This is a genomic window from Allobosea sp. GW821-FHT09G06, from assembly GCF_059416005.1.
This window is the reverse complement of the sequence record NZ_JBWKOI010000004.1, coordinates 155,735-181,996: the sequence shown is the minus strand read 5'-3', so window position 1 is coordinate 181,996 and position 26,262 is coordinate 155,735. Positions and strand designations below refer to the sequence as shown.

Annotated in this window: 24 protein-coding genes; 16 read left to right on the top strand and 8 right to left on the bottom strand. The window is 67.6% G+C overall.

The window, feature by feature from the left end; all coding sequences use genetic code 11:
- The first annotated feature begins 207 nt into the window (after positions 1–207).
- The gene (locus AC07NY_RS20080; RefSeq protein WP_494585275.1) at positions 208–1,257 is read left to right on the top strand and encodes an HpcH/HpaI aldolase/citrate lyase family protein; all 1,050 of its coding nucleotides are present in this window, start codon (positions 208–210) and stop codon (positions 1,255–1,257) included.
- Between the two features lie 112 nt (positions 1,258–1,369).
- Entirely contained in the window at positions 1,370–1,699 is a 330-nt protein-coding gene (gene hspQ / locus AC07NY_RS20075; protein WP_047578680.1) for a heat shock protein HspQ, read from the top strand.
- 263 nt (positions 1,700–1,962) lie between these two features.
- Here hspQ and AC07NY_RS20070 read toward each other — a convergent pair whose 3' ends face one another.
- On the bottom strand, positions 1,963–2,754 hold the full coding sequence (locus AC07NY_RS20070) for an invasion associated locus B family protein (RefSeq protein WP_494585274.1): 792 nt from the start codon (positions 2,752–2,754) through the stop codon (positions 1,963–1,965).
- 291 nt (positions 2,755–3,045) lie between these two features.
- On the opposite strand from AC07NY_RS20070, the gene AC07NY_RS20065 reads away from it, so the two are divergent.
- Positions 3,046–4,848 carry an extracellular solute-binding protein gene (locus AC07NY_RS20065; RefSeq protein ID WP_494585273.1) on the top strand — a complete coding sequence of 601 codons (1,803 nt, stop codon included), beginning with the start codon at positions 3,046–3,048 and terminating at the stop codon, positions 4,846–4,848.
- Positions 4,849–4,857: 9 nt separating this feature from the next.
- Positions 4,858–5,892 (top strand): AMP-binding protein, encoded by a 1,035-nt coding sequence (locus AC07NY_RS20060; protein WP_494585272.1) that lies wholly within the window; start codon positions 4,858–4,860, stop codon positions 5,890–5,892.
- Between the two features lie 34 nt (positions 5,893–5,926).
- Here AC07NY_RS20060 and AC07NY_RS20055 read toward each other — a convergent pair whose 3' ends face one another.
- Entirely contained in the window at positions 5,927–6,643 is a 717-nt protein-coding gene (locus tag AC07NY_RS20055; RefSeq protein WP_494585271.1) for a ceramidase domain-containing protein, read from the bottom strand.
- A gap of 71 nt (positions 6,644–6,714) precedes the next feature.
- On the opposite strand from AC07NY_RS20055, the gene AC07NY_RS20050 reads away from it, so the two are divergent.
- The 9 genes from AC07NY_RS20050 to lexA all read left to right on the top strand — a co-directional run bounded on the left by AC07NY_RS20050 (position 6,715) and on the right by lexA (position 14,788).
- On the top strand, positions 6,715–6,996 hold the full coding sequence (locus AC07NY_RS20050) for a YARHG domain-containing protein (protein WP_494585270.1): 282 nt from the start codon (positions 6,715–6,717) through the stop codon (positions 6,994–6,996).
- Between the two features lie 112 nt (positions 6,997–7,108).
- Positions 7,109–8,620 carry a helicase HerA domain-containing protein gene (locus tag AC07NY_RS20045; protein ID WP_494585269.1) on the top strand — a complete coding sequence of 504 codons (1,512 nt, stop codon included), beginning with the start codon at positions 7,109–7,111 and terminating at the stop codon, positions 8,618–8,620.
- 111 nt (positions 8,621–8,731) lie between these two features.
- A complete protein-coding gene (locus AC07NY_RS20040; RefSeq protein WP_494585268.1) occupies positions 8,732–9,766 on the top strand; it encodes an aldo/keto reductase in 1,035 nt (344 codons plus the stop codon).
- 77 nt (positions 9,767–9,843) lie between these two features.
- Positions 9,844–10,461 (top strand): anthranilate synthase component II, encoded by a 618-nt coding sequence (locus tag AC07NY_RS20035; RefSeq protein WP_494585267.1) that lies wholly within the window; start codon positions 9,844–9,846, stop codon positions 10,459–10,461.
- 15 nt (positions 10,462–10,476) lie between these two features.
- On the top strand, positions 10,477–11,490 hold the full coding sequence (trpD, locus tag AC07NY_RS20030) for an anthranilate phosphoribosyltransferase (protein WP_494585266.1): 1,014 nt from the start codon (positions 10,477–10,479) through the stop codon (positions 11,488–11,490).
- A gap of 7 nt (positions 11,491–11,497) precedes the next feature.
- On the top strand, positions 11,498–12,304 hold the full coding sequence (gene trpC, locus AC07NY_RS20025) for an indole-3-glycerol phosphate synthase TrpC (RefSeq protein ID WP_494585265.1): 807 nt from the start codon (positions 11,498–11,500) through the stop codon (positions 12,302–12,304).
- Positions 12,301–12,783 (top strand): cyclic pyranopterin monophosphate synthase MoaC, encoded by a 483-nt coding sequence (gene moaC, locus AC07NY_RS20020; RefSeq protein ID WP_494585264.1) that lies wholly within the window; start codon positions 12,301–12,303, stop codon positions 12,781–12,783. Before trpC ends, moaC begins: the two co-directional genes overlap by 4 nt.
- Positions 12,783–13,994: a molybdopterin molybdotransferase MoeA gene (locus AC07NY_RS20015; RefSeq protein ID WP_494585263.1), complete on the top strand. Its 1,212-nt coding sequence runs from the start codon at positions 12,783–12,785 to the stop codon at positions 13,992–13,994. Before moaC ends, AC07NY_RS20015 begins: the two co-directional genes overlap by 1 nt.
- An 80-nt stretch (positions 13,995–14,074) precedes the next feature.
- Positions 14,075–14,788 carry a transcriptional repressor LexA gene (lexA, locus tag AC07NY_RS20010; protein ID WP_494585262.1) on the top strand — a complete coding sequence of 238 codons (714 nt, stop codon included), beginning with the start codon at positions 14,075–14,077 and terminating at the stop codon, positions 14,786–14,788.
- On the opposite strand, the gene AC07NY_RS20005 is transcribed toward lexA, so the two are convergent.
- Positions 14,782–17,073, bottom strand: a complete 2,292-nt coding sequence (locus AC07NY_RS20005) for a ComEC/Rec2 family competence protein (protein ID WP_494585261.1) — start codon at positions 17,071–17,073, stop codon at positions 14,782–14,784. The two genes, lexA and AC07NY_RS20005, sit on opposite strands and share 7 nt — an antisense overlap.
- Before the next feature lie 156 nt (positions 17,074–17,229).
- On the opposite strand from AC07NY_RS20005, the gene gltX reads away from it, so the two are divergent.
- The 3 genes from gltX (at position 17,230) to AC07NY_RS19990 (ending at position 21,517) form a co-directional block, all read left to right on the top strand.
- Positions 17,230–18,651, top strand: a complete 1,422-nt coding sequence (gltX, locus tag AC07NY_RS20000) for a glutamate--tRNA ligase (RefSeq protein WP_494585260.1) — start codon at positions 17,230–17,232, stop codon at positions 18,649–18,651.
- A gap of 447 nt (positions 18,652–19,098) precedes the next feature.
- The gene (gene gltA, locus AC07NY_RS19995) at positions 19,099–20,388 is read left to right on the top strand and encodes a citrate synthase (RefSeq protein WP_492286464.1); all 1,290 of its coding nucleotides are present in this window, start codon (positions 19,099–19,101) and stop codon (positions 20,386–20,388) included.
- 139 nt (positions 20,389–20,527) lie between these two features.
- Positions 20,528–21,517, top strand: coding sequence for a Bug family tripartite tricarboxylate transporter substrate binding protein (locus AC07NY_RS19990; protein ID WP_494585259.1), 990 nt, complete (start codon positions 20,528–20,530; stop codon positions 21,515–21,517).
- A gap of 6 nt (positions 21,518–21,523) precedes the next feature.
- On the opposite strand, the gene lpxB is transcribed toward AC07NY_RS19990, so the two are convergent.
- The 5 genes from lpxB to lpxD form a co-directional block, all read right to left on the bottom strand.
- Entirely contained in the window at positions 21,524–22,711 is a 1,188-nt protein-coding gene (lpxB, locus tag AC07NY_RS19985) for a lipid-A-disaccharide synthase (RefSeq protein WP_494585258.1), read from the bottom strand.
- On the bottom strand, positions 22,711–23,580 hold the full coding sequence (locus tag AC07NY_RS19980) for an LpxI family protein (RefSeq protein WP_494585257.1): 870 nt from the start codon (positions 23,578–23,580) through the stop codon (positions 22,711–22,713). The genes lpxB and AC07NY_RS19980 overlap by 1 nt, the downstream gene beginning before the upstream one ends.
- On the bottom strand, positions 23,577–24,386 hold the full coding sequence (gene lpxA / locus AC07NY_RS19975) for an acyl-ACP--UDP-N-acetylglucosamine O-acyltransferase (RefSeq protein ID WP_492286468.1): 810 nt from the start codon (positions 24,384–24,386) through the stop codon (positions 23,577–23,579). Before lpxA ends, AC07NY_RS19980 begins: the two co-directional genes overlap by 4 nt.
- Before the next feature lie 35 nt (positions 24,387–24,421).
- Positions 24,422–24,880, bottom strand: coding sequence for a 3-hydroxyacyl-ACP dehydratase FabZ (gene fabZ, locus AC07NY_RS19970; RefSeq protein ID WP_492286469.1), 459 nt, complete (start codon positions 24,878–24,880; stop codon positions 24,422–24,424).
- Between the two features lie 193 nt (positions 24,881–25,073).
- Complete coding sequence (gene lpxD / locus AC07NY_RS19965; protein ID WP_492286470.1) at positions 25,074–26,135, bottom strand: UDP-3-O-(3-hydroxymyristoyl)glucosamine N-acyltransferase; 1,062 nt, start codon at positions 26,133–26,135, stop codon at positions 25,074–25,076.
- Positions 26,136–26,262 lie beyond the last annotated feature (127 nt).

Sequence of the window (26,262 nt, the reverse complement as noted above, 5' to 3'; positions counted from 1 at the left end):
TAGCGCATGGCTCGAAGGCAGCAAGGGCTTTTGCAGCGTACTTGCCCGCACCCAGCGCAGAAGAAAGACATGATACCTAGGAAATATTACCCAACAGCAAAGCTAGGACTAATAACCTAGGCATTCCAGCCTATTTGTCATCGAAAGAACCATGGACGGCACGCATCGTCTCGGCCACAGTCGCTGCATTGCAGCATGGAGCCGCCGATGACGACCAGGACGCCGCGCCAGTTCTTCCGCCCGCTCGCGATCGGCGCGCCGGAGCCCTTCCGCGAATTGCCGCTGCGGCTCGAGCGGATGATCCATTTCGTGCCACCGCATCTGGAGAAAGTCCGCGCCAAGGTCGGCGAGCTCGCCGGACAGGTCGATATCGTGCTCGGCAATCTCGAGGATGCGATCCCGGTCGAGGCCAAGCAGGCGGCGCGCGACGGCTTCATCACCATGGGCAAGGCGGTCGATTTCGGCAGGACCGGCCTGTGGACCCGCGTCAACGCATTGAATTCGCCGTGGTTCCTCGACGACATCACCGCGATTATGGGCGAGATCGGCAGCAAGCTCGATGTCGTCATGGTGCCGAAGGTCGAGGGTCCCTGGGACATCCACTATGTCGACCAGCTCCTCGCCCAGTTCGAGGCGCGGCATCTGCTGCGCAAGCCGATCCTGATCCACGCCATCCTGGAGACGGCGGAGGGCGTCAAGAATGTCGAGGCGATCGCCACCGCCTCGCCGCGCATGCACGGCATGAGCCTCGGCCCCGCCGATTTGGCCGCCTCGCGCGCCATGAAGACGACCCGCGTCGGCGGCGGCCACCCGGAATACAAGGTGATCGCCGACCCCTCCCCCGATGGCGGGCCACGCGCGGTCGCGCAACAGGACCTCTGGCACTACACGCTCGCCAAGATGGTCGATGCCTGCGCCGCGGCCGGGATCAAGCCGTTCTACGGCCCCTTCGGCGATTTCGCCGACGAGGCCGCCTGCGAGGCGCAGTTCCGCAACGCCTTCCTGCTCGGCTGCGCCGGCGCCTGGACACTGCACCCCTCGCAGATCGCCATCGCCAAGCGCGTCTTCAGCCCCGACCCGGCCGAGGTCGCTTTCGCCAGGCGGATTCTGGAAGCGATGCCGGACGGCTCCGGCGCCGTGATGATCGACGGCAAGATGCAGGATGACGCGACCTGGAAGCAGGCCAAGGTGATCGTCGACCTCGCCGTTCAGGTCGCGGCGCGAGACCCGGACCTGGCCGAGCGCTACGGAATGTGATGGGACAGCGGGCCTGAATCGATTGATTTCGACGCATTTACGACGCATTGCTTGCGCAAGGCGGCAAGACCTAAAGCCGGCGGCGCATCGGCCGGCGCAAGATGGATTTGTCATGGAAGCGCGTTCGGCCAAGTTCAGGATCGGGCAGGTGGTCAAGCACCGCATCTACCCGTTCCGTGGCGTGATCTTCGACGTCGACCCGGTCTTCTCGAATACCGAGGAGTGGTGGATGGCGATTCCGGAGGCCATGCGCCCGTCGAAGGACCAGCCCTTCTACCATCTCTTCGCCGAGAACGAGGAGGCGGAGTACGTCGCCTATGTCTCCGAGCAGAACCTCGTCGATGACGATTCCGGCGAGCCCGTGCGCCATCCCCGCGCCAAGGAATTCTTCCGGCGCGACCGCAAGGGCCGCTACAAGCTGGACCGCGCCGACCTGAACTGAGGTTTATCGCTCTCTTGTGGCCCTGTCGGCTGACCGCCGATCCAGAAAGCGCCGACATCTCTCAAAATCTCGCCGTCATCCCGGGCTTGCCCCGGGATCCATCGGAGCGCTCCGGAGCTCTGGGATGGATCCCGGATCGGCGCTGCTTCGCAGCTTGTCCGGGATGACGGCCTGGTCCCCTCAGGAAATCGACATGCGAACTAAAAAGGCCGGTCCCGCAGGGGACCGGCCTTTTCTGTTTCAGGCGATAGCGCCGCCGCCGCTCAGGGCTTCGGCGGGGTCGCAGGCGCGGCAGGCGCAGCGCCGGGGGCCGGGGCAGCGCCCGGAGCGGCAGCGCCGCCGGCGCCAAGACGCTGGCGCAGCTCTTCCTGGCGCTTGGCCAGCTCGTCCTGCAGCTGCTTCTGCTGGTCCTCGAGCACCTTCGGGTCGATGGCGGCGCCGTCGAAGCCCTTGGCGAAATCGGCCAGCGGGATGGTGAAGGTCAGCTCGCGAGCGCCCTGGTTCTGGACGCTGACGTTCAGGTTGGTGCCCTTCTTCATCGCGTTGATGAAGTCGTCCTTGACCTGCGACTCGGCGAAGCAGCCGTTCGGGAAGCAGATGGCGTAGCGGCCGCCGGTCGGCTGGGCGTTGTCGACGCCGAAGCGGATGCCGGGCTGCAGCAGCAGGCCGAGCGGCATCAGGAAGCGCACGATCTTGTTCGGGTCGCCCTTCACGTCATAGATCGCGACGGCCAGCACCGGCTGGCCCTGATCCGAGACGAAGTCGCGGGTGGTGTAGCAGATTTCCTTGTTGGCGGCCTGGTCCTTGCCGCAGACCTTGGTCCAGCTCGTCTGCGAGGGCTCGGGCTTGACCTGGACGACCGTCGGGCCGGTGGCCGCGGCACCGCCGGGCTGGGCCGGAGCGGCAGGCTGGGCCGGCGCCGGAGCGGCCGGGCGGGTCGGCGTCGCCGGGCGCTGCGCCGGAGCCTGGGCGAAGCCCGCGACGGGCGCAAAGCCGATGGCCGTGCTGAGCACGAGGCCGAGCGCACGAGATGACAGGCGATACGAAGCGGACATTCTTGTCTTTCCTTACCAAGCGAATTCGGGATCACGACTTCGCAAGCCGCGCGCGTCACCGCTGATGGCCCAATCGCATGGGGCGCAGGCCATCGCAAGCCGTGCACATCAAGGCTGATTGAGGCGTTTGAATGACACCCTGCCCCGCCTTTAGCGAGTTCGCAGCGAGGTTTCCAGCCCGAATAGCTGCGTGACCCTGCTGCTCCCATGCTATTCTTGTCGAGGGAATCAGGTCGTACGATGGAATTTCTTCGATTGCCCCAGGCGGTGAGCCGCCGCGGGGTCAACTTCTTGCTGGCTTTGGCTCCGTTCGCCGTCCTGGCGCGCGGCCGTGATGCGTTGGCCGATTCGGCCCCGCTTCGGCACGCCATCGCGATGCATGGTCAGCCGGCCCTGCCTTCCGGCTTCGCGCATCTGCCTTATGCCGATCCCAAGGCCCCCCGGGGCGGGCGCATCGTCATGGGCATCCAGGGCACCTTCGACAGCCTCAATCCGCTCGTCGTGCTCGGCGTCGCGCCCGATGCCGTGCCGAAATACGTCCAGCAGAGCCTGCTCTTCCGTTCGGCCGACGAACCGTTCACGGCCTATGGCCTGCTGGCCTCCGGCGTTTCGCTCGATGCCGACCGCAAGCAGCTCGCCTTCGAGATCGACGAACGGGCGCGGTTCTCGGACGGCAAGCCGGTCACGGCCGAGGACGTGATCTTCACCTTCGAGATGCTGAAGGCGAAGGGCAAGCCGTTCCACCGCTCCAGCCTCGGTCGCGTGACCAAGGCCACCGCCCCCTCGCCCCGGCGCGTCGAGTTCGAACTCGGCGACGGCTCCAATCGCGAATTGCCGCTGGTGATCGGCGCGATGCCGATCTTCGCCAAGCACGCGACCAATGCCGAAACCTTCGGCGAGACCAGCTTCAAGCCGGCGCTCGGTTCCGGCGCCTATGCCGTCGAGGAGGTCCGCCCCGGCGAATCGCTGGTGCTGCGGCGGCGCAAGGATTTCTGGGCCGAGGACCATCCGCTCACGCGCGGACTCTATAATGCCGACGAGATCCGCTACGATTTCTACCGGGATTCGAACGCGCTTTTCGAGGCGTTCAAGGCCGGGCTCTACGATGTCCGCATCGAGGGCGATCCGACGCGCTGGATGACCGGCTACGACGTCCCCGCCGTGCATGACGGGCGCATCCGGCAGGAAACCCTGCATTTCGACACGCCCAAGGGCATGACCGGCCTCGTCTTCAACACGCGCCGGCCGATCTTCGCCGATATCCGGGCGCGCGAGGCGCTCGGGCTCCTGTTCGATTTCGAATGGGTCAACCGCAACCTGTTCCACGGCGTCTATCGCCGGGCCGGCAGCTTCTTTTCCGATTCGGAACTCTCGGCGCTCGGCGTCCCCGCCGATGGGCGCGAGAAGGCCCTGCTCGCAGCCTTTCCCGGCGCCGTGCGCGAGGACATTCTCGCCGGCAGCTGGCGGCCCTCGGAGACCGACGGCTCGGGCCGCGACCGCGAACAGGCGCGCAAGGCGCTCGACCTGCTCAAGGCCGCCGGCTACGCGCTCCAGAACGGCGTGCTGCGCAACGGCAAGGGCGAGCCCTTCGCCTTCGAGATCACCGTCACCAGCCGGCCGCAGGAGCGGCTCGCGCTCAACTATGCGCAATCGCTCGCCCGCCTCGGCATCGCCGTCTCGGTGCGATTGATCGACGACGTGCAGTACTGGCGGCGCCTGTCGACCTTCGATTTCGACATGATCCAGTGGACCTGGCCGGCCTCGGCCTCGCCCGGCAACGAGCAGATCGGCCGCTGGGGCTCGGCCAATGCCGCCCGCAACGGCTCGCTGAACTATGCCGGCGTGAAATCGCCCGCCGTGGACGCCGTCCTGCAGGCTCTGCTTGGCGCCCGCGAGCGCGAGGATTTCGTCGCGGCGGTGCGCACGCTCGACCGCTTGCTGGTTTCCGGCTTCTACGTCGTGCCGCTCTATTACCTGCCGGACACCTGGATCGCCTTCGCGCGCGGCGTCACGCTGGCGGGGCGGCAGCCGGCCTATTTCCTCTCCAACGAGCTGCTGGCCCGCCTCCCGGCGGCCTCGGCCCCCGCGAATTAGGATCTGTCGATGCGGGCAGAACAGGACGAAGCCTCAGCCTTGCTCGACGGTCTCGATCTCGACACCCTGCTCGCAGCCCTGACCCGCAATCGCGGCTATGACGCGGCCTTGCGCGATCCACCCGGCCGGCGCGGCTGGAGCGACGTCACTCCGGGCTCGGTCAATTTCCTCGACCTCGACGAGCGCATCGACCGGCTGGCGCGGCTGCTCGCCATCAACAAGGGCACGCCGGGCGCGAGCGTCGCGATCCTGGCCCCGCTCGGGCCGGAGGCGATCGTCTCGATCCTGGCGAGCCTGCGCGCGGGCCTGTCGCCCCTGATGTTGCCGCTGCACGGCAACGAGCTCGAACTGCTCAAGTTGATCGAGGCTTCCGGCGCGGTGATGGCGCTCGGCGTCAGCCGGGTCGGGCCGCTGCGGCCCTTGCTCATGTTGCGCAATCTCGCGATGCGCGCCTTCGGCACGCGCTTCGTCGGCGGCTTCGGCCCGGATGTGCCGGACGGTGTCGCCCCGCTCGACATGCTGATGGCGAACCCGACGCTGCATCCCCTGCCGCAGCTCACTGAGCGACCGGTGCTGCAGATCGCCGACGGCGTATCTTTGCAGGGCCCGATCGCGCTGCCGGAGCGGGAATTGCTCGGCAAGGCGCTCGAGATCTCGCGAGCCCTTAAGCCGACCATCTCCTCGCGCATCGTGACGACGCTGGTCGGCGGCGACCTTGCCGCGTTGGCGAGCGGGCCGGGCGTGGCGATGCTCAGCGGGCTCGAACTCCTGCCGCTCGGCCTGTTCAATCTCGGCGATCTCCAAGCCTGCATCGAGGGCGGACGCAGCGTCCATCTGGTTCTGCCCGGCGCCATGGAGCCTGCCCTGGCGCATTCACGGCTGGCAGGCCATCCCGCATTCGCGAGCCTGGTCTTCGTTCATCGCGCGAGCGACGCCCGCAGCCTCCCGGCGATCGATCGGCCGGATGTCGCGATCGTCGATATCGATGCCCATTCGGCCGGCGACATCACCGTCAGCAAGCGGCAGGGGCCTTCGGTCGCCTGACGACATCCCCCGGAAGAATGCCAGGAGGAATTCCTCATCCGCTCCGCGATGAGGAAGCGCCGCGGGTCACGGCAGCGCGCAGCAGCAGATGGAGCACCACCGCATTGAGCAGGTGCCAGAGCCAATGCGTGCCAAGCGGCAGGCTGCCGCAAAGCGCACCGTCGATGCTGCGCATCGTCAGGGAGATGGCGAAAGCCCCCGCCGCAAGCGCCAATAGCCGGCTCTGATCGCGCAGCGCCGGTGCACGCGCCATCGCGAGCGCCACGCCGATCAACCCGAGCAGGAAGGCCGCATAACCGGCCGAGCCCGCCATCCCGGCCGGCAGCACCGCGCGCCCGAGCGCGGACAGGCCCAGCGCCAGAGCGAAGAAGGCCAGCGTTCCAGCAGCCGTGATAGCTACGGACAATCCCAGGAAGCGCCTCAGCGCGAAAGCGAAATAGCCGAAGGCGAAGAGTTGGATCGGTATGACATCGGCCAGCAGCGTCCAGCGATTCGGGAGGGTGTGGAACAGGAAGGAGCCGATGCCGATGGCGAAGACCAGCCCGACTAGGACGAGCGTGACTGCGTCCCGCCCACCCTGCCGGCGCCACAGCCAGAATCCCGCCAGCGCGGCGACGAGAAAGGCCGCATTGGTCACCGCGTTCAGGGGCTCAGCCCAGAAGCTGCCATCGATCCGCTCGCAATAGCCGAACTGCATCGCCCTGCCCGTCAGTCTTCCCGCCAGCGAACCCGCCTGCTGCGACGGCATCATGTCAGGCCCCGCGTGTTGCCTTCGCAAGCCCGCTCCGCAAAGCTCGCGACTCGCTAGCAGGAGATATCCCCATGCGCAGCCTTTGCTTCCCGCTTCTCGCGGCCGCCCTGCTCTCCGGTGGGCTGGCGAGCCCGGCCTTCGCCAATCCTCAGGCCTGTGCCGATCTCTGGACCGCGCGCAACGAGATCTACAAGGCGCAGGGCTATTGCTTCCGGACGAAACGCGCGATCGCGGCCTTCGGCAATGCCGGCTGCCAGTACGATAATGTCGAGGACCTGCCGCTCTCGGCCAACGACCACCGGGCGATCGCCGATATCGTCCGACAGGAGCGTGCGCTGCGCTGCCCGCGCTGAGGTCGATTGCCTGTGGAAGGCAGGGCTGCCCTGCGCCCAGCGAAGGGAAGGCCGTGCTAGAAGCGCCGGCCGCACATCCGCGCCCGATCCAACCCGACGATTCATCGCCCGCATGACCACTGCAATCGAGATGGGAACGACAAGGACCGGCGAGCCCGGTCTGATCGATCTCGCCGAATTGCTGGCGACGCGCCTGCTCGTGCAGGGCAATTCCGGCTCGGGCAAATCGCATCTGCTGCGCCGCCTGCTGGAGCAGAGCGCGCCTCTGGTGCAGCAGGCGATCATCGACCCCGAAGGCGACTTCGTCTCGCTCGCCGACCAGTTCGGCCATGTCGTGGTCGATGCCGAATGCGGCGAGGCCGAATTGCAGCGCGTCGCCCTGCGCGTGCGCCAGCACCGCGTCTCGGTGGTGCTGAACCTCGAAAACCTCGAAGCCGACGAGCAATTGCGCGCCACCGCCGCCTTCCTCGGCGGGCTCTTCGATGTCGATCGCTCGCTCTGGTTCCCGATGCTGATCGTGGTCGACGAAGCCCAGCTCTTCGCGCCGGTGATGGCGGGCGAGGCCTCGGACGAGGCGCGCCGCCTTTCATTGGGCGCCATGACCAACCTGATGTGCCGTGGCCGCAAGCGCGGGCTAGCGGGCGTCATCGCGACGCAGCGCCTCGCCAAGCTCGCCAAGAACGTCGCGGCGGAAGCCTCCAACTTCCTGATGGGCCGCACCTTCCTCGATATCGACATGCAGCGCGCCGCCGACCTGCTCGGCATGGACCGCCGCCAGGCCGAGATGTTCCGCGATCTCGAACGCGGCCAGTTCGTCGCGCTCGGCCCCGCCCTGTCGAAGCGCCCGCTGCCGATCCGGATCGGCACGGTCTCCTCGGTCGATCGCGGCAGCGCGCCGGGGCTGATGCCGCTTCCCGAGCAGGCACCCGAGGATGCCGGCAAGCTTATCTTCACGCGGGGCGAGGACGAGCCGCTGCCGATGGCGCGGCCTGCCCGCCCGGCGCCGCGGCCCAAACCCGACCCGACCGAGGTGCTGCGCCGGATCGAGAACTACCGCCCTGCCCCGCAGCCGGAACCCGAGCCCGAGATCGAGCTGGAGCCGGCCGAGCGCGAGGCGATCATGGTCGAGATCCTGCGCGAACTGATGGCCGATCCCGAGGCGCGCTCGCGACAGGTCGCCGTGCTCTATCAGGATTTCACCGTGCGCTGCCGGATGCGCCGGCTTGGCCGCACGCATCTGAGCCTCGAGGAGTTCCGCCGCAGGCTCGCCGTAGCGCGCGCCGGCGTCAGCGACAGCATCGCGACAAGCGAGGGCTGGCAAACGGCGGTGGCAGCCTCCGGCACGCTGCCGGAAGACCTGCAAGGGCTCTTCCTCTATATCGCCCGCACCGCGATCGAAGGCCGCCCCTGCCCCAGCGATGCCGAGCTCGCGGAGGTCTATGGCAGCGCTTCGCCGAGCCGCGCGCGGCGCGTGCTCAGCTATATCGAGGAGCGCGGGCTGATCGTCTGCCATGTCGATTTCCGTGGCCAGCGCACGCTGGCCCTGCCCGCGCTCGGCGTCGAGACCGCGCCAGGGTTGGCTCAGCCGCGCACTGCCGGCATGCCGCGCAGCGCGCGGGGCTAGCACCGCTCTCGTCGGCTCGATGACTTGAACTCACGAATGCTGTTCCCGCTGGCGGGCTAATCGCGCCGGTTTCGCATCGCCATGTTCCGACCTCCACTGGAGATATGAATCATGGAATATCGGCGTTTGGGCCATTCGGGACTGATGGTCCCCGCCCTGAGCTTCGGCGCAGGCACCTTCGGCGGAACCGGACCGCTCTTCAGCGCATGGGGCACGACCGACGCCCGGGAAGCGCGCCGCCTGATCGATATCTGCCTCGAAGCGGGGCTCAACCTCTTCGACACCGCCGATGTCTATTCGAACGGCGCCTCCGAGGAGGTGCTGGGCGAGGCGATCAAGGGACGGCGCGACAAGGTGCTGATCTCGACCAAGACCACATTGCCGATGGGCGACGGCCCCAATGACGCCGGCTCCTCGCGCAGCCGCCTGATCAAGGCGACCGAGGACGCGCTGCGGCGGCTCGGCACCGACCATATCGACCTGCTGCAACTCCACGCTTTCGATGCCGGCACGCCGGTCGAGGAGGTTCTCTCGACGCTCGACATGCTCGTCCGCGCCGGAAAGCTGCGCCATGTCGGCGTCTCGAACTTTGCCGGCTGGGAACTGATGAAGTCGCTCGCTGCGGCCGAGCGCCATGGCTGGCCGCGCTATGTCGCGCATCAGGTCTATTACTCGCTGGTCGGGCGCGACTACGAATGGGAGCTGATGCCGCTTGGCCTCGATCAGGGTGTCGGCGCACTGGTCTGGAGCCCGCTCGGCTGGGGCCGCCTGACCGGCAAGATCCGGCGCGGCCAGCCGCTGCCTGCCGGCAGCCGCCTGCACGAAACCGCCGAATTCGGCCCGCCGGTCGAGAACGAGCAGCTCTACGCCATCGTCGATGTGCTCGATGCTGTCGCCGGAGAGACCGGCAAGAGCGTGCCGCAGGTCGCGATCAACTGGCTGCTGCAGCGCCCGACGGTCTCCTCCGTCATCATCGGCGCCCGCAACGAGCAGCAATTGCGCGACAATCTCGGCGCGGTCGGCTGGAGCCTGACGGCCGAGCAGGTCGCGCGCCTCGATGCCGCAAGCGTCCGCACCGCGCCCTATCCGTATTTCCCCTACCGGCGGCAGGCCGGTTTCGCGCGGTTGAATCCGCCGGTCGTCTGATCCGCGCAGCCCGCGCGAAACTTGACCACCCCGCCTCAGAGCGTGCATGACCTCAACCCGCATTCACGGGTTCGGCCATGCGCGTTCTGTTGATCGACAACTACGACAGCTTCACCTGGAACCTGGTCCACCTCATCGGTGGCCTGGGCGCCGAGGTCGATGTCTGGCGTAACGACGCGCTCACCGTCGACGAGGCGCTCGCCGGCGATCACGATGCGATCGTGCTCTCGCCCGGCCCCTGCACGCCGAACGAGGCCGGAATCTGCCTGAACCTGATCCGCGAAGGCGCGGGCAGGAAGCCGATCTTCGGTGTCTGCCTCGGCCTGCAGGCGATGGGCCAGGCCTTCGGCGGCCAGGTCGTGCGCGCGCCATTGCCGATGCATGGCAAGGTCTCGCCGATCCGCCACCGGGCGCGCGGCCTGTTCCGCGGCATCAACGGGCCATTGCAGGCGACGCGCTATCATTCGCTCGTGGTCGAGCGCGCCTCCTGCCCGGATGTCTTCGAGATCGAGGCGGAGAGCGATGACGGCCTGATCATGGCACTCTCGCACCGGGAGCTGCCGGTCCACGGCGTCCAGTTCCACCCGGAGAGCATCGCCTCCGAGCATGGCGCGACGATCCTGCGGAATTTCCTCGATCTCGCGGAGCGATGGCAGAGCGAACGCGAAGCCTCCGCCCTGACCCTTTCAGCCTGATTCCGCAGAGTTCCCATGGACGATTTCAAACCCTTCATCGCCAAGGTCGCGACCGGCGCGACGCTCTCCCGCGAGGAAGCGCGCGACGCCTTCGACACCATCCTGTCGGGCGAAGTGACCAACGCACAATCAGCCGCCTTCCTGATGGCGCTGCGCGTGCGCGGCGAGACGATCGACGAGATCGCCGGCGCGGTCGGCGCCATGCGCGGCAAGATGCTGCCCGTGAAGGCGCCGCCCGAGGCGATCGACATCGTCGGCACCGGCGGCGATTCCTCCGGCTCCTACAATGTCTCGACGCTGGCCTCGATCATCACCGCGGCCTGCGGCGTGCCGGTCGCCAAGCATGGCAATCGCGCCGCCTCCTCGCGCTCCGGCGCCGCCGACGTGCTGACCGCGCTCGGCGTCAAGGTCGGGCTCGATCCGGCTGCGACCGAGCATTGCATCCGCGAGGCCGGCGTCGGCTTCATGTTCGCGCCGACGCATCACGCCTCGATGCGCCATGTCGCGCCGGTGCGCACCGAGCTCGGCACGCGCACGATCTTCAACCTGCTCGGCCCGCTCTCCAATCCGGCCGGCGCCAAGCGCCAGCTCATCGGCGCCTTCTCCGAGACCTGGCTGGAGCCGATGGCCAAGGTGCTCGCCTCTTTCGGCTCGACCCGCGTCTGGGCCGTGCACGGCTCGGACGGTCTCGACGAGATCACCACGACAGGGCCGACCCGCGTCGTCTCGCTGGAGAACGGCAAGATCGAGAGCTTCTCGATCAGCCCGGCCGATGTCGGCCTCCAGCCCGCCAAGCCCGAGGTCCTGCGCGGCGGCACGCCCGAGGAAAACGCGGCGGCGCTGAATGCCGTGCTCGCCGGCGAAAAGACCGGCTTCCGCGACATCGCCGCCTTCAATGCGGCTGCCGCGCTGCTCGTCGCCGGCAAGGCCAAGGATTTGAAGGACGGCTTCGCCCAGGCCACGGTCGCGCTCGATTCCGGCAAGGCCAAGGCGGTGCTCGCCGCGCTCGTCAAAGCCTCGAACGCGTGAGGCCGGCATGACCGATATCCTCGCCAAGATCGAAGCCTATAAGCGCCAGGAGATCGCGGCGGCCAAGGCCGCGGTTTCGCAGGCCGAGATCGAGCGCCGGGCGCGCGCGGCCAGCAAGCCGCGCGGCTTTGCTGACGCGCTCGCAAGCAAGCTCGCGCAGGGCACGCCGGCCCTGATCGCAGAAATCAAGAAGGCGAGCCCGTCCAAGGGCCTGATCCGCGCCGATTTCGATCCGCCCTCGCTCGCCCGCGCCTATGCGGCCGGCGGTGCGGCCTGTCTCTCGGTGCTGACCGACGCGCCCTCCTTCCAGGGCCAGCCGGACTTCCTGACCGCAGCGCGCGAGGCCGCCGGCCTGCCGGCCTTGCGCAAGGATTTCCTCTACGAGCCCTATCAGGTCTACGAGGCTCGCGCCTGGGGCGCCGATTGCATCCTGATCATCATGGCCGGCGTCGACGACGCCACCGCCAGGGCATTGAACGAGACCGCGCGCGAGCTCGGCATGGATGTCCTCGTCGAGGTCCATGACGATGCCGAGCTCGACCGGGCGCTCAAGCTCGAAAGCCGCCTGCTCGGCATCAACAACCGCGACCTGCGCAGCTTCAATGTCGATCTCGCCGTGACCGAGCGATTGGCGCCGCGCGTGCCGGCTGATCGGATCGTCATCAGCGAGAGCGGCATCTTCACCCACCCCGACATCGCCCGGCTCAACCGGATCGGCGTGAATACCTTCCTCGTCGGCGAGAGCCTGATGCGGCAGGCCGACGTCACCGCCGCGACGCAGGCGCTGCTCACCGGCAAGGCCGTCGCGGCGTGAGCCGGCTCAGCCATCTCGACGCGCAAGGCCAGGCGCATATGGTCGATGTCGGCGGCAAGGCCGAGACGACCCGCATCGCGGTCGCCGAAGGCCAGGTCGTCATGGCGCCGGAGACGATCGCGATCGTGCGTGACGGCAACGCCAGGAAGGGCGACGTTCTCGGCACCGCGCGCCTCGCCGGCATCATGGCGGCGAAGCGCACGCATGAATTGATCCCGCTCTGCCATCCGCTGCTGCTGAGCAAGATCGCCGTCGATCTCGCCATCGACGAGGCCTTGCCGGGCGTGCGCGTGCGCGCGGAAGTCAAGATGAAGGGCCAGACCGGCGTCGAGATGGAGGCGCTCACCGCCGTCTCGGTCGCCTGTCTCACCGTCTACGACATGGTCAAGGCCGTCGACCGGGCGATGCGGATCGAGAACATCCGCTTGCTGCACAAATCCGGCGGCCAGTCCGGCGATTACGAGGCAAAAGCTAGCTGATGGCGCTCACTCCGGTCCCCGTCGCGCGCAAGGCGCTGCTCGACAGCATTCCGGGGCCGACGGGAGCAGAAACCCTGCCGCTGGCGCAATGCGCCTGGCGGGTGCTCGCCGGCGAGGTCAAGGCGCTCCGGACACAGCCGCCCTTCGCGAATTCCGCCATGGACGGATACGCCGTGCGCGGCGACGAGATGGCGGAAGGCGTCTCGCTCTCGGTCATCGGCGAATCCGCCGCCGGCCGGGCTTTCGACGGATCGGTCGGGCCGGGACAGGCCGTGCGCATCTTCACGGGCGCTCCGATGCCTGATGGAGCCGATACCATCCTGATGCAGGAAGACGCTGACGGCGTCGGCGGCCCGGTGATCCGCGTCCGCATCCCCCCGGCCAAGGGCAAGTTCCTCCGCGCGGCGGGACTGGATTTCCACGAAGGCGACGTGCTGCTGCAAGCCGGCCGCGTGCTCGACAGCGCGGCGCTCGGGCTTGCCGCCGCGATGGGGCATCCGACTTTGCCCGTCCGGCGCAAGCCGCGCGTCGCGATCCTCGCCACCGGCGATGAATTGGTGGCGCCGGGCGAACCGGTCGGCCGCGACCAGATCGTCGCTTCGAACTCGTTTTCGCTCGCCGCCTTGGTCGAGAAGGCCGGTGGCACTGTCATCGATCTCGGCATTGCCCGCGACGATCATACCGACCTTGCAGCCAAGATCGCGCAGGCACGCGAGGCCGATGCCGATGTGCTGATCACGCTGGGCGGCGCCTCGGTCGGCGCGCATGACCTCGTGCAGGAAGCGCTGACGCGCGCCGGCATGACCCTCGGCTTCTGGAAGATCGCGATGCGGCCGGGCAAGCCGATGATGACCGGGCGCCTCGGCCGGATGGTCGTGGTCGGACTGCCGGGCAATCCGGTCTCCTCGATCGTCTGCGGCCATCTTTTCGTGCTGCCCTTGATCGAGGCGCTGCTCGGCATCTCGGATGCCGATCGCGACCGCAGCATCCCCGCAATTCTCGGCCGCGACATGCCAGGCAACGACGAGCGCGAGGACTACCTGCGCTCGGAGCTCACGCTGACGCCCGAAGGCTGGGTCGCGACGCCCTTCGACCGGCAGGATTCCTCGATGCTCGGCACGCTGGCACGGGCGCAAGCGTTGACAATCCGTCCGGCCCATGCCGCCCCGGCGAAGAAGGGCGATACCTGCCATATCCTGCCCTTGCGGTAGCAGCTTGCAGAACACAAGCAGAACGCGTATGGTGTTCGTGCTTTGTTTCGAATCTGCGCATTGAGGGGCTGGCGGCGACCATGCTGACACGCAAGCAACACGAACTCCTGCGCTTCATCCAGGAACGCTTGCGCGAGAGCGGTGTGCCGCCCTCCTTCGACGAGATGAAGGATGCGCTCGACCTGCGCTCGAAATCCGGCATTCACCGCCTGATCATGGCGCTGGAAGAGCGGGGCTTCATCCGCCGCCTGCCGAACCGGGCGCGCGCGCTTGAGGTCATCAAGATGCCGGACGGGCTCGGCGCGCCGCAGCCGCGTCCACGCTTCAGCCCGGCCGTCGTGCAGGGTGGTCTCGGTGCGCAACCGAGCGTCGCCAAGCCTCGGCCCACAGCCGTCGAGGACGACAGCCGGCATTCCATCGCCATTCCCGTCATGGGTCGCATCGCGGCGGGCACGCCGATCTCGGCGATCCAGAGCCGCAGCCACACCGTCTCGCTGCCGCCCGACATGCTCGGCTCCGGCGAGCATTACGCGCTGGAAGTGCGCGGCGATTCGATGGTCGAGGCCGGCATTCTCGACGGCGATACGGTCGTCATCCGCAGGCAGGACACGGCCAATACCGGCGACATCGTCGTGGCTCTCATCGACGACGAGGAAGCGACGCTGAAGCGCCTGCGCAAGCGTGGTTCCTCGATCGCGCTCGAAGCCGCAAATCCGGCTTACGAGACCCGCGTGCTCGGTCCCGACCGGGTCAAGATCCAGGGCCGCCTCGTCAACCTGATGCGGCGTTACTGAAGGCGCTCGACATCGGCATCGGCCTCACTGTCGGAGGCTGATGCAGGCTGCGCCGTTGCCGGCTGACTGGCCGACGGTGTTGCCGACACCGCCGGGCGCGGCTCGCGCCGGCGGCTCCAGGGGCGTTCGGCGGCATTTGGCTCCGAGATGTGGCGGCTCCACCCGTATGCCGTCCGGTAGAGCGAGGTCGCGCCATCGCGTGATAGCGCCATGCGCTCGACCAGCCTGGCCTTGCAAGCCCCGCTCCATGGGATGGCGGTGACGACGAGGTCGGCGCGCAGGCAATCCTCGATGATGGCGAGGCGCTCGCGCGTATATGAGATCGTGCGCTTGTCGGCTGTCTGCGCGACACACCCCAACCGGTCGCAGCTGACGCCGGTACGCAGCGTAGGATCTTCGGGCGAGCGGCTGTCGCCATCGGCGGCAAGCCATTGCTGCAGGACGAAGCGGCTGGGCTTGCCCGCGATCGCGAGGCGCCCGTCCGGGCCGCGCACGGCCAGCCCCGAGCCGTCGCGCTCGATCAGGATCTCGGGCCGCTCCGGCTTGCCGGCTATGGCAACGCCGAGGATGAGCGGCACGGCCGCCAACCAGCGCCAGGCCGTGGTCCAGAGCGTCAGCCAGAGCAAAGCCACAGCGAAACAGGCCAGCACGCCTGAGCCGAAGGCCGCGACCGTCACGGTGGAATGATCGATGGTCGCGACCCAATGCGCCACCTTGAGCACGACGTCGGAGGCAAGCCCCATCAGGGCCCAGGCCGGCCAGTCCAGCCCGAACGGATAGGCGAGTACGCCGAACACGGCCGCCGGCATCACGAAGAGCGAGACGAAAGGCAGCGCCATGGCGTTGCCGAGCAGGCCGAAGGGGTTGAAGGTCTGGAAATGATAGGCTCCGAAGGGAGCGGTCGCGGCGGTCGCCAGCATGGTGGTGACGAGGATGCCGAGCGCCGCCGTCCAGATCGGCCCGAGCGGCCAGGGCAATGCCGATGGCGGCTCGCTGCGGTCTCGTCTCTCCCAGCGCTCGGCGAAGGCGATCAGCGCCGCAACCGCACCGAAGGACATCTGGAAGCTCGGCCCGAGCAGCGCTTCCGGCTCGCGCAGCAGAACGATCATCGCGGCAAGCGCGAGATTGCGCATGCTCAGCGCCGCGCGATCGACCAGGATCGCGCCGAGCATGACCAGCGTCATGATCAGCGAGCGTTCGGTCGCGACATCGCTGCCCGAGAAGACGCAATAGGCGGTCGCGCCGATCATGGCCGCGACCGCGGCGAGCTTCTTGACCGGCCAGTGCAGCGCAACCGTCTGCGACAGGGCGAGCAGCGCGCGCACCAGCCAGAAGATCGTGCCGGCGGCGAGGACCATATGCAGGCCGGAGATCGAGACGATGTGGTAGATGCCGGCGGCACGCAGGTCATTATTGGTGGCCTCGGTGATCAGGCCGCGCTTGCCGGTGACGAGGGCGGCGGCGATGGCCCCGCCCTGCCCGCCCCCGACCTCGGCGATGCGTTTGGTCAGGGCGTTGCGGGCGCGGTCGATCATCACGTCGATCGCTAAGCGCGTCGGCATCGGATAAGGCGCCGGCACTAGGGCAATCTTGCCGGAAACGCTGCCGACGGCGCCGATCCCGCGGAAGAAGGCGTCGCGGCCGAAATCATAGCCGCCCGCCCGCGCCGGCCCCGGCGGCGGCAGCAGGCGCGCGGTCGCGACGATATGGTCCCCGGCTGCGACAGAGCCCTGCCGGATGTTGACGCGGACCCGTTTCGGCCGCTGATCAACGGGCACATTGGCGAGATCGGTCACCAGCACGACGAGCCGCGCGCCGCTGTCGCGCGCCTCGACGCTCTCGACGAAGCCGGTCAGCTTGCCGATGCGCGGCCGATCCAGCATCGGCGCCGCGATATCGGCCGTCCGCCAGGCACCGGCGGCAAAGCCGAGAAAGGCGGCCGCTGCCGCAAGGCAGGCCATCGACGCCACAGGGCGAAAACGCAAGACGAAGGCCGCCACACCACTCATGCCCAGGCCGAGCAGCGGCGCCCATAATGCCGGCTCACGATCAGCGGCGAAATAGAGCAGGATGCCGACGCCCATGGCGATGGGCAGCCAGAGGAAGGGCCGGCGCCGTTCGGCTTCCAGCGCGAAGCCTCGCTGCAAGCGGAGCCAAAGCTCTCGAAGCAAAGGGCGCAGGCTCGCCGACAGCGGCACGAAAACGCCAAGGCGAGCCGGCAAGGCATCGGCGCGTGCGCCGCGCCGGCCACTCTGCTGCCCCTGCCCCGGCGGTGCCGGCTGCATCGCCCGCTCCTTACCCTGCCGGCGCTGCGATTTGTCCGCTTAACCTTTCCGGCCAAGCCATGTTACAGGGCGCGCGCCGGTTGTCATGTCACGACTTGGCCCCTTTCCCTGTCTTGCCCCGGACGGCCCTGCGCCGCCCGGCCGGAGTTCCCTCCCATGAGCAACGCCGTCGTCACGCGCTTTGCGCCCTCGCCCACCGGTTTCCTCCATATCGGCGGAGCCCGGACCGCGCTGTTCAACTGGCTCTATGCCCGCCGGCAAGGCGGCAAGATGCTGCTGCGCATCGAGGATACCGACCGGGAACGTTCGACCGATGCCGCCATCGCCGCGATTCTCGACGGGCTGGAATGGCTCGGCCTCGATTGGAACGGCCAGACCGTCTACCAGTTCCAGCGCGCCGCCCGGCACCGCGAGGTCGCCGAGCAGATGCTCGCCGCCGGCAAGGCCTATCACTGCTACGCGTCTCAAGCCGAGCTCGAGGAGATGCGCGAGAAGGCGCGCGCCGAGGGCAAGCCGCTGCGCTATGACGGGCGCTGGCGCGACCGCGACCCGGCAACCGCGCCGGAAGGCGTGAAGCCGGTCATCCGCCTCAAGGCGCCGCAGACCGGCGAGACCGTGGTCAATGACGAGGTCCAGGGCCGCGTCGTCTGGCAGAACGAGAATCTCGACGATCTCGTGCTGCTGCGCTCGGACGGCACGCCGACCTATATGCTCGCCGTCGTCGTCGACGACCACGACATGGGCGTGACCCATATCATCCGCGGCGACGACCACCTGACCAACGCTGCCCGCCAGACGCAGATCTACGACGCGCTGGGCTGGGACGTGCCGAGCATGTCGCATATCCCGCTGATTCATGGCGCGGACGGCGCCAAGCTCTCGAAGCGCCATGGCGCGCTCGGCATCGATGCCTACCGCTCGATGGGCTACCTGCCGGCGGCGCTGCGCAACTATCTGGTGCGGCTGGGCTGGAGCCATGGCGACCAGGAGGTCTTCTCCACGCAGGAGATGATCGGCGCTTTCAAGCTGTCCTCGATCGGCCGCTCGCCGGCCCGTTTCGACTACGCCAAGCTGGAGAACCTCAACGGGCTCTATATGCGCCAGTCGAGCGACCAGGACCTGCTCGATGCGCTCAAGGTCATCCTGCCGGAGATCGGGCCGGCGCGCGGGCTCGGCCCCACGCTCTCGCCGGAGCTGGAAGCGAAGTTCCTCGCCGCCATGCCCGGCCTCAAGGAGCGCGCCAAGACGCTGATCGAACTGCTCGACAGCGCCTTCTATCTCTATGCCCAGCGCCCGCTCCAACTCGACGACAAGGCCAAGGGCCTGCTCGACGATGCCGCCCGCCAGCGCCTGCCGCAGATCGCGGAAAAGCTCGCGGCCGTCGAAGACTGGTCGCCGGCCCCGCTTGAGGCGGCGGTTCGCGCCTATGTCGAGGAAAGCGGGTTGAAGCTCGGCCAGGCGGCGCAGCCGCTGCGCGCCGCGCTGACCGGCCGTGCGATGTCGCCGGGCCTGTTCGACGTCATGGCCGTTCTCGGCCGCGAGGAGACGCTGGCACGGCTCGCCGATCAGGCGGCGTGAGCAGGCGCGAACAAGGCCACCTTGTCATTCCGGGGCTTCGCGCAGCGGAGAACCCGGAACCCACGACCGGGTGATCCAAGGCTTTTGGGCTCGCCAGCACGGCGCCTTCCGTCAACGCAGGCCCGGGAAAATCGCAGGTTCAAAAACACCTTCATCGGGCGCAAACCACCCGCTCGCGCAGATATGAGCGCAGCGCGGCTCCAACCGCCTTTTGGCTCGGTTGAATGCACTGCGCAAATGGTCTAGTGACGCGCAAGTGCATTGCAGCGCGCCAGCGCGGCGGGCACGAATATTGCTTGTAAATCAGTCACATGGACCGCCTCTTCCCGTCTCCTTTCGACATGTGTCCGTCACATCGCGGCCTTCGGATGCGAGATGCCCGGCGCGAAAGCGCGGAGAGGCGAAACCAGGGCTGAACAGCAGCGAGCCTTGAAAGGATCGGTATCGATGAGCGGAAGTAACAGCCAGCTCCAGGTCGGCGACAAGACCGTCGACATGGCGATCAAGGAGGGGTCGGTCGGCCCCGCCGTCATCGACATCGCCAAGCTCTACGCCCAAACGGGCATGTTCACCTACGATCCCGGCTTCACCTCGACGGCGAGCTGCGAGTCGCAGATCACCTATATCGACGGCGACAAGGGCATCCTGCTTTATCGCGGCTTCCCGATCGATCAGCTCGCCGAGCATGGCGACTTCCTCGAGACCTGCTACCTGCTGCTCTACGGGGAGCTGCCGACGGCCGCCCAGAAGGCCGATTTCGACTATCGCATCACGCGCCACACCATGGTGCATGAGCAGATGGCCCGCTTCTTCCAGGGCTTCCGCCGCGACGCGCACCCGATGGCGGTGATGGTCGCCTCGATCGGCGCGATGTCGGCCTTCTATCACGACTCGACCGACATCTCGGACCCGCACCAGCGCATGATCGCCTCGATGCGCATGATCGCGAAGGTGCCGACGCTGGCCGCGATGGCCTACAAGTACTCGGTCGGTCAGCCCTTCGTGTACCCGCTGAACTCGCTCGACTACACCTCGAACTTCCTGCGCATGTGCTTCGCGGTGCCGGCCGAGGAGTACAAGGTCAATCCCGTCCTGTCGCGCGCGCTCGACCGCATCTTCATCCTGCATGCCGACCACGAGCAGAACGCCTCGACCTCGACGGTCCGCCTCGCCGGCTCCTCGGGCGCCAATCCCTTCGCCTGCATCGCGGCCGGCACCGCCTGCCTCTGGGGCCCCGCCCATGGCGGCGCCAACGAAGCCGCGCTCAAGATGCTCGAGGAGATCGGCTCGGTCGAGAACATCCCGAAATACATCGCCAAGGCGAAGGACAAGAACGATCCGTTCCGCCTGATGGGCTTCGGCCACCGCGTCTACAAGAACTACGACCCGCGCGCCAAGATCATGCAGAAGACCACGCATGAGGTGCTGAACGAGCTCGGCATCAAGGACGATCCGCTGCTCGACGTTGCGGTCGAACTGGAGCGCATCGCGCTCTCGGACGAGTACTTCATCGAGAAGAAGCTCTACCCGAACATCGACTTCTATTCGGGCATCACGCTCAAGGCGATGGGCTTCCCGACCTCGATGTTCACGGTGCTCTTCGCCGTCGCCCGCACGGTCGGCTGGATCGCGCAGTGGAAGGAAATGATCGAGGACCCGTCCCAGCGGATCGGCCGCCCGCGTCAGCTCTATACCGGCTCGCCGCAGCGCGACTACACCCCGATCGGCCGTCGCTGATCCCGGCGAAAGCGTGAATACCTGCAAGGGCGCGGTGGTCTCCACCGCGCCCTTATTGTTTCAGATGATTGATCAATGCAGCGCGAGTGATCCGCAGGCGCGTCCGGTTAAAATCGCATCATCCAACGGAGATCCGTTCATGACCGAAAGCCGCTTCCTCGACCGCCGCTCCTTCCTGATCGCAGCCGGCGCCGCCGGCTTCGCGAGCACGCAGGCGCGGGCGCAGGCCGCTTTCCCTACCCGGCCGATCACGCTGATCGTCCCCTTCGCCGCCGGCGGCTCGACCGATATCGTCGCCCGCCTCGTCGGACAGAAGATGGGCGAAATCCTCGGCCAGAGCGTGGTGATCGAGAACCGGGCCGGCGCCGGCGGCAATATCGGCTCCACCGCAGTCGCCCGTGCGCAAGCTGACGGCTACACGCTGCTGCTCGGCACCATCTCGACCCATGCCCTCAACCCCGCGATCCTGAAGACGGTGACCTTCGACGCGGTGAAGGACTTCACCCCGATCTCCCTGCTCGCGATCGTGCCGAACGTCATGGTCGTGCATCCGGACTTCCCGGCCAAGACGGTCAAGGAGGTGATCGAGGTGCTGAAGGCCAATCCCGGCAAGTACTCCTATGCCTCCTCCGGCGTCGGCACGCCGCTGCATCTCTCGGGCGAATTGTTCAAGTCGCTCGGCGGCGTGCAGATGAACCATGTGCCCTATCGCGGCGCGGGGCCTGCCCTGAACGATGTGGTCGCCGGCGCGGTGCCGATCATGTTCGACAACCTGCCCTCCTCGGCCGGCTTCATCCGGAACGGCCAGCTGCGGGCGATCGGCGTCACCACCAAGGAACGCGTCGCCTCCTTCCCGGATTTGCCGACGATCGCCGAGGGCGGCCTTGCCGGCTACGAGACCTATACCTGGAACGCGCTGTTCGGCCCGGCCAACATGCCCCGCCCGATCGTCGACAGGATCAACCAGGCCGCCAACCAGGCCCTGAAGGACGAGAACGTCAAGAAGAAGCTCAACGACGTCAGCGCCGATATCGTCGGCTCGACGCCGGAGCAGCTCGGCGAGCACGTCAAGGTCGAGCTCGCCAAATGGGCGCCGATCGCCAAGGCCTCGGGCGCCGTCGTCGAGTAAGCCGGCTCAGGCTTGCGTCGCCTCGCGGCCGCTCCGCAAGGCGACCAGCTCCAACGCCGCCGCAACCGCGTTCGCGGCTGGGCTCGGCCCGGCCGAACGCATGATCGTCTCGACCTCGGCGAAGCCGTCGAGCTGCTCGCGGCGCTTCTCGCCTTCCGCTATCGCGGCAAGCAGGTGGCCGCTCAGCGCATCGGCGGTCGCCTCTTCCTGGATGAATTCGGGGACGACGCTGCGGCCGAGAATGAGGTTGGGCAGGATGACGCTCGGCAGCTTGACGAGGCGCCGCGCCAGGAAGGCCTCCCAACCAGCACCACGATAGGCAGCGACGGTCGGAATCTGCGACAAGGCAAGCTCCAGCGTCACGGTCCCAGAGGCCGCCAACGCGGCGCGGGCCTCCCGGAACGCCGTGAGCTTGGCAGCCTCACCCGTCACGATCTCAGGCGCGACCGGCCAACGCGCAGTCGCCTCGGCAATCATCGGCTGCAACCGCTGCACCGCCGGCAGGACGAAACGCGCGCCCGGCACCGCCGCTGCGGCCTTCGCGACCGCCTCGCCGAAGACCGGCATCAAGTGATGGATCTCGGAACGCCGGCTGCCGGGCAGGACGAGCACGACCGGCTGCCCGACATCGTCACGACGACGCCGTTCCTCCGTATCGGGGCGCATCTCGGCGAGCCGCTCCATCAAGGGATGGCCGACATAGACGGTCTCGGGCCCGTGCAGGCGCGCGAGCGCCGCGGGCTCGAAAGGCAGCAGCGCGAGGATGCGGTCGACATGCGGTGCCATCCGGCGCGCCCGGCTGGAACGCCAGGCCCAGACGCTGGGGCAGACCCAATGCACGATCGGGATGGAAGGTGCCCGCGCCCTCACCTTCTTCGCGACGCGCAGGCAGAAATCCGGGCTGTCGATCGTCAGCAGCAGGTCGGGCTGGAATGCGACGATGCCACGCGCCGCATCCTCCATCCGCCGCAGCAGCAAAGGCAGGCGCGCGATCACCGGGCCGAAGCCCATCACGGCGATATCGGCCTGGGGAAAGAGCGATTTGAGCCCGGCCTCGGGCAGGCCATGGTCGCCCACGCCGCAAAGCGCGATCGGGCGATCGCCCATGCGCTCGCGTAGAGCAGCGAGGAAGCGCAAGGCCAGGGCATCGCCCGAAGCCTCACCCGCGATGATCGCCAGCCGGAAGGGCCGCATCAGGCAAAGCCCTCGACGAAGAGGCCGAGCTGGTCCGCCTGCCGACCCAGCGCCGCCCGGTCACCGACCAGCACCGCGCCGGCACGGACGCCGATACCGGAAAGCCCGGCCTCGGCGATGTTCCGCAGGGTCTCCGGCCCGATGGCCGGCATGTCGACGCGCAGATCCTGCCCGGTCTTCGGGACCTTGACGAGGAAACCGTCGCCTTTCCCGATCTTGAGACGCCCCCGTGCCACCAGATCGGCCACCCGGCGGATCATCGCATCCGTGCCTTCGGCGGCCTCGATCGCGACGACGCGATGATCGGCGAGGATCGCGGCCTGTCCGACATCGAAAGGCGAGAGCGTCGCCAGCAAGGCGAAGCCGCGCTCGAGCTCGGCCCTCTGTTCGGGATTGACCTGCTTACGGCCGAGCGCCCCCTGCGGCGCGGTCATCGCGGGCGCGATATCCGCCGGCCCGTGGACGCGAAAGCCCTGCATCTCGAAGAAGCGGACCACGCCGCGCAGCAGATGGTCGTCCCCGCCCTGAAAAGCCTTGGCGAAATGCGGAAGATATTTCAGCGTCGAGACTTCGGGGCGCAGCGAGCCGAAGCTTGGCCGCGGCAGGGCGCCCAGCATGACGATATCGGCGATGCCCCGCCGACGCAGCTCTTCGAGCAGGCTGCCGAGCTGGCCGAGGCGATAGGTTCTAACCTCCGCGGAATCACCGAACGCTGCCGGATCAGCCGCGCCAGCGAGCGCCGCGATGTACGGGCGCTCGCCACGAGCCTCGAGGATACCGGCAAGCTGTGGCGGGAAGTCGCCACCACCCGCGATCATCACGAGCGGCCCGCGCGGGGCGGCTGCGTCGGCCGGACGGCCGGAGTTCACCGCTCCGCGACGGTGGCGTCCCGCGGCGTGCAGAGCGCCTTGTCACCGCCTTCCCTGATGAAATTCAGGATCTCATGAACCAGAGGATCCTCGCTGAACTCGGCCGCGACATCCTCGACACGCTCGGTCAAGGTTCCCTCGGCCGCGAAAAGCGACCGATAGGCACGGCGCAGCTCGTGGATCTGCTCGCGCGTGAAGCCGCGCCGCTTGAGGCCGATGAGATTCAACCCGACAAGATGGGCGGGGTTGTCACGAATGGTACCGAACGGAATGACATCGCTCAGCACACCGGCTCCGCCGCCGATGAAGGCGTGGTCGCCGATACGGATGAACTGCTGCAAGCCCGCGCCGCCGCCGACGATGACGTAGTTCCCGATCGTGACATGGCCGGCGCACATCACGTTGTTCGAGAAGATGATGTTGTTGCCGAGGCGGCTATCGTGGCCGACATGCGAATTGGCGAGGAAAAAGCAGCGATCCCCCACGCTGGTGATCATGCCGCCGCCTTCGGTGCCCGGATTCATCGTGACACCCTCGCGGATCTGACAATCGGCTCCGATCGTCAGCGTCGAGGGCTCGCCGCGATACTTCACGTCCTGCGGCGGGTGGCCGATCGAGGCGAAGGGGAAGATCCGCGTACGGGCACCGATGGTGGTACGGCCGGCGACGACAGCATGGCTGACGAGCTCGACACCCTCGCCGAGCACGACATCGGGGCCGACCTGGCAAAACGGCCCGATCGTCACGCCCGCACCGAGCTGGGCCTTCGGGTCGACCAGCGACATGGGATGGATGGATACGCTCATCGAGACGCTGCCCTGATCCTGAACCATCGCAACGCTCAAACGACCATCGCCGAGATCTCGGCTTCGGCCACGAGCACGCCATCGACGCGCGCCTCGCCACGGTAGAAGAAGATATTGCGCTTGCGGGCGAGCTTGGTGAGGTGGAAGCGGATCTGGTCACCCGGCGTGACGGGCTTGCGGAACTTGGCCTTGTCGATCGTGGTGAAGAGGACGGATTTGACCTCCTGCGCCCCGACCTCGCGGGCATTCACGACCAGCACGCCGGCCGTCTGGGCCATCGCCTCGATCATCAGGACGCCCGGGAACACCGGCCGCTCAGGGAAATGGCCGGTGAACTGCGGCTCGTTGACCGTCACGTTCTTGATGCCGACGCCAGACGTATCGCCATCGATCTCGACGACCCGGTCCACCAGCAAAAACGGGTAACGATGGGGAATGCTGGCCATGATCCTCTGGATGTCGATCACACCCAGTGCCGTCGTCGCCTCGCTCATGGTCTGTCTTCTCCCGCGTGCCTTCGCCGGGCAGCGCCTTGCATTCACGTCAGCGGCCGGAAGCAGGCAACGCCCCTGCAACCCGCCACGATTTCAAAGCCTTCCGCCGCTTTGCCGGAAACGGAGCGGGTTCGGCAACAAAATTCTCGGCATTCGCGGTAGAAAGAGCCTATCCAGCGTTGAAAACGCTGGATCAACCCTGCGCTGCGCCGGTCTTCTTGCCGCGATTGGCGACCAGCGTCTTGAGCAGCGCCGTCTCGCGCGCCCAGCCGAGCGCCGGCTGGGCCGGATAGCCGCCATAGCGGGCGCCGCGCGGAACATCGCCGGCGACGCCGCTCTGCGCCGCAATCTGAGCGCCGACGCCGATGGTGAGATGGCCTGCAAGCCCGACCTGGCCGCCGAGAACCACGAAATCCTCAAGCGTCGAGGAACCCGCCAACCCCGTCTGCGCGCAGATCACGCAATGGCGCCCGATGACGCAGTTATGGCCGATCTGGACGAGGTTATCGATCTTGGTGCCCTCGCCGATCACCGTGTCGCGGCTGGCACCCCGGTCGATCGTGCTGTTGGCACCGATCTCGACATCGTCCTGGATGATGACGCGGCCGATCTGCGGCACCTTCATGTGGCCCTTCGGGCTCATCGCGAAGCCGAAACCGTCCTGCCCGATCCGCGCACCGGGGTGGACGATGACGCGATTGCCGATCAGGGACGCTTGGATCGTGCTGCCCGCGCCGATCGAGCAGTTGCGCCCGATCCGGACCTGCGGACCGATCACCGCATGCGACGCGATCACGGTGCCAGCTCCGATCTCGGCACCCGGGCCGATCACGGCGCCCGGATCGACGGTCACGCCCGCCTCGAGAACGGCGGTGGCATGGACGATCGCGCCAGGCGCGACGCCCTGCGAGGCGAAAACCGATTCAGGCTTCAGCGCGCTCGGGAAGCAGCGCGCCATCACCTTCGCGAAGGCGTGGTAGGGCGCCGGCGAGACCAGGGCCACCGTACCGGCCGGCACGCGATCAGCGAAGCGCGGCGAAACCAGGCACAGGCCCGCCTTGGTCGCAGCCAGCGCCTCGGTGTATTTGGGATTGTCCATATAGGCGAGATCGGCCGGGCCGGCCGTCTCGAGAGCGGCGACACCATCGAGCTTGCGGGTCGGCTCGACGCCGTCCGGCAAGGCTCCGCCTGAAATGCTTGCGACCTCGCCGAAGTCCAGCGAGGTCGCGAAGGGAAAGAAAACTGGCTCTGCCATGATCCGGTCCGAAGCGGGCAGGATCGCCGCACGCCCTGCCGGGCGCGAAATCGGCGATCGTCCATGTTATCGCACCGGACTTGCCCGAAAAGTGGAAGCCACTTCTCGGGCCGGTGCTACGCCCCGC